The sequence below is a fragment of the Uliginosibacterium sediminicola genome, assembly GCF_039631295.1.
Taxonomy (GTDB): domain Bacteria; phylum Pseudomonadota; class Gammaproteobacteria; order Burkholderiales; family Rhodocyclaceae; genus Viridibacterium; species Viridibacterium sediminicola.
Genome location: NZ_JBDIVE010000007.1, coordinates 232,304 through 239,936 on the forward strand (window position 1 = coordinate 232,304; position 7,633 = coordinate 239,936).

At 64.5% G+C, this 7,633-nt stretch carries 8 protein-coding genes; 6 read left to right on the plus strand and 2 right to left on the minus strand.

The window, feature by feature from the left end; translation table 11 throughout:
• Positions 1-52: 52 nt before the first annotated feature.
• A complete protein-coding gene (locus tag ABDB84_RS14005; RefSeq protein ID WP_345920364.1) occupies positions 53-1,396 on the minus strand; it encodes an ATP-binding protein in 1,344 nt (447 codons plus the stop codon).
• A complete protein-coding gene (locus tag ABDB84_RS14010) occupies positions 1,387-2,118 on the minus strand; it encodes a response regulator (protein ID WP_345920378.1) in 732 nt (243 codons plus the stop codon). The genes ABDB84_RS14005 and ABDB84_RS14010 overlap by 10 nt, the downstream gene beginning before the upstream one ends.
• A gap of 222 nt (positions 2,119-2,340) precedes the next feature.
• Between ABDB84_RS14010 and ABDB84_RS14015 the strand changes: the two genes are divergently transcribed.
• The 6 genes from ABDB84_RS14015 (at position 2,341) to ABDB84_RS14040 (ending at position 7,481) form a co-directional block, all read left to right on the plus strand.
• Complete coding sequence (locus tag ABDB84_RS14015; protein WP_345920365.1) at positions 2,341-2,706, plus strand: hypothetical protein; 366 nt, start codon at positions 2,341-2,343, stop codon at positions 2,704-2,706.
• Positions 2,707-2,777: 71 nt separating this feature from the next.
• A complete protein-coding gene (locus ABDB84_RS14020; protein WP_345920366.1) occupies positions 2,778-3,482 on the plus strand; it encodes a hypothetical protein in 705 nt (234 codons plus the stop codon).
• A gap of 14 nt (positions 3,483-3,496) precedes the next feature.
• A complete protein-coding gene (locus tag ABDB84_RS14025; protein ID WP_345920367.1) occupies positions 3,497-4,186 on the plus strand; it encodes an ABC transporter ATP-binding protein in 690 nt (229 codons plus the stop codon).
• The gene (locus ABDB84_RS14030) at positions 4,183-5,430 is read left to right on the plus strand and encodes an ABC transporter permease (RefSeq protein WP_345920368.1); all 1,248 of its coding nucleotides are present in this window, start codon (positions 4,183-4,185) and stop codon (positions 5,428-5,430) included. Before ABDB84_RS14025 ends, ABDB84_RS14030 begins: the two co-directional genes overlap by 4 nt.
• A 21-nt stretch (positions 5,431-5,451) precedes the next feature.
• Entirely contained in the window at positions 5,452-6,195 is a 744-nt protein-coding gene (locus ABDB84_RS14035; protein WP_345920369.1) for an outer membrane lipoprotein-sorting protein, read from the plus strand.
• Positions 6,192-7,481 (plus strand): hypothetical protein, encoded by a 1,290-nt coding sequence (locus ABDB84_RS14040; RefSeq protein ID WP_345920370.1) that lies wholly within the window; start codon positions 6,192-6,194, stop codon positions 7,479-7,481. The genes ABDB84_RS14035 and ABDB84_RS14040 overlap by 4 nt, the downstream gene beginning before the upstream one ends.
• The last annotated feature ends 152 nt before the right edge of the window (positions 7,482-7,633 follow it).

A 7,633-nucleotide genomic window follows, 5' to 3' on the forward strand; every position in this document is an offset into this window, starting at 1 on the left:
ATGACGCAAGTGCTTGGCGAATGCAGATTGTAGCGCCTGCTCAGCGCGGATCTCAGCGCGGCAGCTCCAGCGTCGCCGCAAAGCCGCCGCCGGGGCGATTGGCGAGCAGCAGGCGGCCGCCATGGAGCAAGGCGATGTCGCGCGCAATCGACAGCCCCAGGCCGACGCCGCCGGTATCGCTGCGCCGGGCGACATCCGGTCGGTAATAGGGCTCGGCGAGTTTGGCGAGCGCTTCTTCCGGTACGCCGGGCCCCGCGTCTTCGACAATCAGGCGCAGCAGTGTGGAGGAGTCTTCAGCACGGATGCGCACCTGACTGCCGTACTTGCAGGCGTTGTCGACGAGGTTCTGCAGCGCCCGGCGCAAGGCGCCGAGGCGGCCGCTGTAGGCCAGCGTGAGCTGAGCGTCGATGGCGACCTGGCGGCCGAGCACGGCGCTGTCTTCGGCAATGCTCTGCAGCAAAGCATTCATGTCGATGCGGCGCGGCGCTTCGCTCTCCTGCAGGTTGCGCAGATAGTCCAGGGTCGAGTCGATCATGGTGGTCATGGCATCCAGATCGCTGCTGATCTGCTCACGCAGCGCATCGTCCTCGACCAGCTCGGCGCGCAAGCGCAAGCGCGTCAGCGGGGTGCGCAAATCGTGGGAGACGGCGGCCAGCGCACGGGCGCGTTCGTCGACCAGGCTGCGGATGCGGGCCTGCATGCGGTTGAACGCCGCGGCGGCATGGCGCATCTCGCGCGTGCCCTGTTCGGCCAGCGGGGCAGCGGCCAGATCACGACCGAGCGAATCGGCGGCGCTGGCCAGCTGCTGCAGCGGGCGGCCCAGCTGGCGGACCGCCAGCAGCACGACCAGCAAGACGATCAGGCTGATTGCCGCCAGGCGCAGCAGCAGCTCGCCGGAGAGTGCGGGCGTGGCGGCATCCAGCTCGGCGACGAGGCGCAGCCATTGGCCATCGGCCAGGCGGAGTTCGAATTCGCGGCGCGTCTGCTCGTGCTGCGGCATGCCATTGCCGACCGAATGGAGCTCACGCGGGCTGCCCAGACGCTCGGCAAGCAGCTTGGCGATCTGTCCACGCGGCGGTTTGCCGATCAGCGCCTCGGGCGCGATCAGGCTGACGCGCATGGCCGGCGAGTTGAGCGCCGGGAGCAGACCGGGGCGATTGGCTGGCGCGGTGGCTTCGAGCACGCGCACGATTTCCGCCATGCGCGTGGCCATGCCTTCCCCCCGCGCTGCGGCGACGGCGCTGGCACGCTCGCCCGATTGCAACCACAGGCTGACGCCTTGTGCGGCAAGCAGGCCGAGGATCAGCAAGAGGGCGATGCGCGCAAACAGGCTGCCGAGCCAGTTGTGCAGCAGCGCGGCACACTGCCGGAGTCTGGCCGGGCGCTTCAGCTGCATGATTCGCGTGCCTCGACCGGCGCAGCCAGCACGTAGCCTTCGCCACGCACGGTGCGGATCAGGCCGGCTTCGCGGTTTTCGTCCTGCAGGCGCTGGCGCAGGCGGCTGACCTGTACGTCGATGGCGCGGTCATAGGCTTCCGCTTCGCGGCCGTGGATCAGCTCGGTGAGCTGGTCGCGGTTGAGCACGCGATTGGGGTGGTCGAGAAAGATGCGCAGCAGGCGGTATTCGCCACCGGACAGCGGCGCGGCGACGCCATCGGCCGACACCAGCACGCGTGTTGCGGTGTCCAGACACCAGCCGGCAAAGGCCAGGCAACGCGCGGTTTCCGGGCGCAGATTGGGTGGCAGGGCACGTGTGCGCCGCAGGATGCTGCGCAGCCGCGCCAGCAATTCGCGCGGGTTGAAGGGTTTGACCAGGTAGTCGTCGGCACCCATCTCGATGCCGATGATGCGGTCGGTCTCCTCCCCGCGTGCGGTGAGCATCAGCACCGGTATCGCTGAGCGGCCGCGCAGCTCGCGGCACAGGCTGAGGCCGTCGGTATCGGGCAGCATCAGGTCGAGCACCACCAGATCGAAAGCGTGGCGATCCATCAGGCGCCACATCTCGCGCCCATCTCGTGCGGCATGCGCATCGAGCCCGTTGCGCACCAGATAGTCGACCAGCAGACGCCGGATCTCGGGGTCGTCATCAACTATGAGGATGCTGTCTGCCTGCTCCATCTCCACCTCTTCTGCATACCGCTTGTTCATGGCCCGATTTAACGCGCTTTGGGGCGCCTCGGGCACGCGTCTTGTAACGCAGTGTAACGCCTCCGCAAGGCGCAACACAGCGATGCAAAACGGCAGCGGCTGCGAAACACTTTTTCCATTCGCATGGGCTTGAATCCGTCTTACGACAGAGCGGTATTCCACCGTTCGCGCAAACAAGACTGGAGATTCATCATGAAACGCATTCACAACATTGCACTCATCGGCGCCCTGGGTGTCTTGCTGGCGCTGCCCGCGCTGGCACAGAACGGCGGCATGGGGATGGGGAATGGCATGAAGCAGGGCATGGGGCAGGGCGACATGCAAGGCAATGCCGGCATGCGTGGTCAGCGCCAGCTGGCGCAGAGCCTGATGACGCCCGAAGAGCGCAGCGCGCATCAAATCAAGATGCGTCAGCTCAAGAGCTATGACGAGTGCACTGCCTTGCAGACTGAACAACACGCACTGATGGTCACACGTGCCAAGGAAAAGGGCATCACGCTGCCGACGCCGCGCCAGAACGGCTGCGACAACATGAAGGCACGCGGCTTCATCAACTGAGCAGGCGGGCGCTCGGCCAGGTGGCTGAGTGCCCGTGCAACGCGTTGTCCTCAAACGATTGGAGACCCACCATGTTCCGCTACGTCCTGACTCTTACCCTCATTGTTGCCAGTGGTCTGAGCGCAGCCGCCGACCCCGTCACCGACGCCATGCAGGCGGCCTATGCGCCGTATCGTGCCGCACTCTTCAAAACCAATGGCGCTTCCCAGGCGGAGGCGCAGCAAGCCATCTCGCAAGCGCAGCAGAGCTGGCGCAGCCTCAGCGAGCGTTTCGGCGGCAAGCCGCCGGCGCCCTATGACCGCGATGCCGGTTTTGGCGAATCGCTCGCCGGCGTGACCAGGATCTACGACACTGCCGCGACCGAGATTGCCCGCAATGATCTGGCCGCCGCCCACGAGACCCTGGAGGCTGCGCGCGAAACGCTCGCCGAGCTGCGCCAGCGCAACAATGTGGTGGTGTTCAGCGATCACATGAATGCCTATCACGCGCAGATGGAAACGGTGCTGGGCAAGGGCAGCGCGCTTGCTGCCACGGCGGACGGCCGCTTCGAGCTGGGCCTGCAGGCCGGCGCGCTCGACTACCTTGCCACACGGCTGAGCGCCGAGACGCCCGCCAACCTGCGCGCCAACACGGATTTTCAGAGCTTGCTTGGTGCCGTGCAGACATCGGTGCGCGCGCTGAAAGACGCGCTGCGCACGCAGGATGCCGCACGCATCCAGGCCGCGCTGACACAGCTGAAGGCGCCTTATTCGAAGCTGTTTGTGCGCTTCGGCTGAGCGGGGAGACGATCATGAAGCTCATCCATGCGCAGGACCTCAGCAAGCATTACCGTATCGGCGAGATCGAAGTGCCGGCTTTGAGGGGCGTCAGTTTCGAGATCGAGCGCGGCGCCTTCGTGGCCATCGTCGGCCCCTCGGGCAGTGGCAAATCGACCCTGCTCAATCTCATCGGCTGCCTCGATCGGCCTGACAGCGGCACCTTGCAGGTGGCCGGCACCGATGTAGGAGAGCTGGGCGGCGCGCAGGCGGCGGCTTTCCGTGGCGAACACCTGGGTTTCGTGTTCCAGGATTTCAATCTGGTGCCCGTGCTCACGGCCTACGAGAACGTGGAATACCCGCTGCTGATGGTGCGCAGCTGGCCGCCCGCCAAGCGCCATGAACGCGTGATGCGCATCCTCGATGCAGTCGGCATGAGCGAGCAGGCGCACAAGCGCCCCGATCAGCTCTCGGGCGGGCAGAAGCAGAGGGTGGCGGTGGCGCGCGCCCTGGTTGGCGAGCCGCACATCGTGCTCGCCGACGAGCCGACGGCCAATCTGGACCACGACACGGCTTATCGCATCCTCGCGCTGATGAAACAGATGCGCGATGAATCCGGCACCAGCTTCATCTTCTCCACCCACGACCCGAAGATCATGGGCGAAGCGGAGCTGACTTTCCTGCTCGAAGACGGCGTACTGACGCGCCAGGGAGCACTGCAATGATCGCCACACTCAAACTTTCACTGCGCAATCTGCTGCGCTATCGCCGCCGCAGCCTGCTCACCGGCCTGCTCATCACCCTGGGGACGGTGGCGCTGCTGCTCTTCGTCTCCACCGCGAGCACGTTCACCAGCCTGATGGTGGGCTCGATCACCGACTCGATGCTGGGACACCTGCAGATTCACCGCAAAGGCTATACCTCGGCCATCGACAATCTGCCGCTCAATCTGAATCTGGGCGCCGGCGCCTTGGGCAAGGTCGAGAAGATTTTGCAGGATGAACCGGCCATCGTGGCCTGGTCTTCACGCGTGAAGATCGGTGCGATGTTCAGCAACTACGCCGAGACCACCAGCATCCGCCTCAACGGCGTCGAGCCCGCACGCGAAGACGCCACCGTGCCGGCGCTGCGTCAGCGCATCCTTGAAGGCGGGCGTGATGGCGCGCTGCTTGGGCGCAACGAAGTGCTGATCCCGCAGCTGGTGGCCAAGGGCATGAAGGTGAAGATTGGCGATTCCGTGGTGCTGGTCGTCACCAATGCGAGCGGTTCGGTGAATGCGCGTAACTTCACCGTGCGCGGCATTCTCGAATCGGTCACCGGGCCAGGCGGGCGCGATGGCTACATCCACATTGCGGATGCCCGTGAGCTGCTGCGCATGGACAAGCCCGAAGCGATGGAGATTGCCATCCGCCTCAAGGATTTCCGCCAGCTCGACGCCGTCGCTGCGCGGCTGACGGCGCGCCTCAACAGCGAGGTGCTCAACAAGGACGACAAACCGGTCAGCGAGCTGCATCTGTGGAGTGATCTCTCGCCCTTCGCAACCATTGTGAAGATGGTCGCGCTGATGAGCACCTTCATCCGCATCATGCTCATCTCCATCGTGCTGGTGAGCGTCATGAACGTGATGCTGATGGCGGTCTATGAACGCATCCGCGAGATCGGCACGCTCGCCGCGATTGGTACGCCGCCGCGCCGCATCATGGGCCTCTTCCTCGGTGAAGGCCTGCTGCTGGGCTTGGGTGGGGCGCTCGCCGGCATCGCGCTGAGCTATGTCCTGGTGGCGCTGTTCCACTACTACCCGATCAACTTCACCTACGGCCGCAACGAGCTCTCGCTGGTGCCCGAGCTGGCCAGCATGGAAGTACTGCTGGTGCTGCTGCTCGCCTTGCTGGTGTCGGCCATCGCCAGTCTGCAACCGGCCTGGCGCGCCGCCTCGATGGATCCGATCAAGGCGCTGCGTCATGTCTGAGCGCCGCCAAGGAGAACAATCATGAAACGCATCATCACCATGGCCGCTACCGCGCTGCTGCTCCTCCCGGCCTTGCAGCCACAGGCCGCGCTCGATGGCGCCGCGATCCTGCACAAGCTCGACCGCAACCTAGAACCCGAGCGCTACGAGATGTATCGCAAGCTCATCAACATCGAACCCGACGGAAGCAAGAAAGAGTTCGTGCTCTATTCGGTGAAGAAGGGGAAAGACAAGGTCGCTGCGCTGTTCCTCGCACCAGCCAGTGACAAGGGCCGCAGCACCCTGCGCCAGGGCGACAACATGTGGCTCTACATCCCCGGCGTCGGCAAGCCGATGCGCATCACCAGTCAGCAATCGGTGACCGGTGGCGTGTTCAGCAACGCCGACATCCTGCGTATCGATTACACCGAGGAGTACAGCGTCATCGCCACCGAGGAACAAGGCGAACACTACCTTCTCACGCTGCGTGCGAAGAGCGCCGAGGTCGCCTATGACCAGCTGAAAATGACGGTCGACAAGAAGACCGTCCTGCCCCTGCAGATCGAAGCCTTTGCCGCCAGCGGCATGCTGATCAAGACCTTGCGCTTCAAGGATGTGAAGGACTTCGGCGGCGGCATCCGGCGGCCCGCCACGGTGGAAACCGACAGCCCGCTCTACAAGGGCTACAAGTCGGTGATGCTGTATTCGGGTGTGAAGGCGCGCGAAGTGCCTGATGAAGTGTTCACCCAGGGCTTCATGTCACGCATGGAGGAGCTGCGCAAATGAAAGCTGCCGCCCGGCTCCTCGCGTTCTCGGCACTGCTCTCCTGCAGTGCCGAGGCGGCGGAGGACTATCGCTTCGAGCTCGATGAGATCGCGCCGCGCCCCTTCGAGCTGGGCGGCTACTTCGAGCAGAAGTTCGAGACCCTGCGCTTGCGCGAGGGCAGCGGCGCCTACCGCCTCGCCTGGCCCGGCGCAGCGGCGCACGAATGGTTGCTGCGCAATACCAGCACGCTTGAGCTCGCCGGCAAGCTGAGCGCAGGTGCGCTGAGCAGTGATCTGCGCGTACAGGCCAGCCAGCAAGATGATGCGCTGGCTTCGCGCACGCAATGGCAGCAGGTGATGGAAGGCGGCCTGCACTGGAGCCTTGCGCCCTCGCTGTATCTGGATGCCGGCAAGCGTGTGCTGCGCTGGGGCAAGGGCTACGCCTGGAATCCGGTGGCGTTTGTCGAGCGCCCGCGTGATCCGGCTGATCCGAATGCCAGCCGCGAAGGCTATGTGATGGCGCAGGGGGAATGGACGCGAAGCTTTGCCGGCCCGCTCAGCACGCTGACCCTCACAGGACTCCTGATTCCCACCAATGACAATCTGAATCAGGACTTCGGTCGTCGCCAGGACCTCAATCCAGCGCTCAAGCTCTACGCACTGGCCTGGGATACCGATGTCGATCTGATGTGGCGCGCGGAAGGCGCACGGCCGCAGAGCTTCGGCGTGGATTTCTCGCGCAACATCAATGCCGCGCTCGAAGTACATGGCGAATGGGCACGCAGCCTGAAGACACCGCACAGCACCCTGGCCGCTGACAGCAGCACACAGAGCGGCTCGATCAACGCCAATAGCTGGCTGATCGGCAGCCGCTACATCACGCCGGGCGAGATCACCTGGAGTGTCGAGTACTACCGCAACGGCATGGGCTACAGCGCCGACGAACTTGATAACTGGTATGCCTTTCTCGGCCGTGCCACGCTGCCCGGCGCGCCGGCTTCACTGTCCACGCGGGCACAGACTTTGGCGCAGAGCGGCTACAACAAGCCCAATCCCGGGCGTGACTATGTCTATCTCAAGAGCAGTGCCAGCGAACCCTTTGGCTGGCTCTACGGCGCAGCCGCGCTGACGCTGATCGGCAATGTTGGCGACGGCTCATGGCAGTTGCAGCCCGAAGTCAGCTACACGGGCTGGACCAATGTGGAGCTGCGCAGCCGCCTGATTCTCTTTGGCGGCCAGGGCGATGCGGAGTTTTCCAGCAAGAGCTCGCGCTGGCGCTTCGAAACCTACGTGCGCTGGAGCTTCTGAAGCTTAGCTGCAGCCCTTGAGACGCCGCCCCTGGCTGCACAGCTTGCGGTTCGCTGCATCCATGGCGCCGAGGTCTGAATCGCCCCGGGTTTTCTAGACACCCTGAAGCCTTAAACTTTCAGGCTGATGGAGGTGTTTATGAGCAACAAGCG

Excerpts from the sequence above, each read along its gene's own strand:
- ABDB84_RS14005 (WP_345920364.1), bottom strand. The coding sequence starts at position 1,396 with ATGCAGCTGAAGCGCCCGGCCAGACTCCGGCAGTGTGCCGCGCTGCTG.
- ABDB84_RS14010 (WP_345920378.1), bottom strand. The coding sequence starts at position 2,118 with ATGGAGCAGGCAGACAGCATCCTCATAGTTGATGACGACCCCGAGATC.
- ABDB84_RS14015 (WP_345920365.1), top strand. The coding sequence starts at position 2,341 with ATGAAACGCATTCACAACATTGCACTCATCGGCGCCCTGGGTGTCTTG.
- ABDB84_RS14020 (WP_345920366.1), top strand. The coding sequence starts at position 2,778 with ATGTTCCGCTACGTCCTGACTCTTACCCTCATTGTTGCCAGTGGTCTG.
- ABDB84_RS14025 (WP_345920367.1), top strand. The coding sequence starts at position 3,497 with ATGAAGCTCATCCATGCGCAGGACCTCAGCAAGCATTACCGTATCGGC.
- ABDB84_RS14030 (WP_345920368.1), top strand. The coding sequence starts at position 4,183 with ATGATCGCCACACTCAAACTTTCACTGCGCAATCTGCTGCGCTATCGC.
- ABDB84_RS14035 (WP_345920369.1), top strand. The coding sequence starts at position 5,452 with ATGAAACGCATCATCACCATGGCCGCTACCGCGCTGCTGCTCCTCCCG.
- ABDB84_RS14040 (WP_345920370.1), top strand. The coding sequence starts at position 6,192 with ATGAAAGCTGCCGCCCGGCTCCTCGCGTTCTCGGCACTGCTCTCCTGC.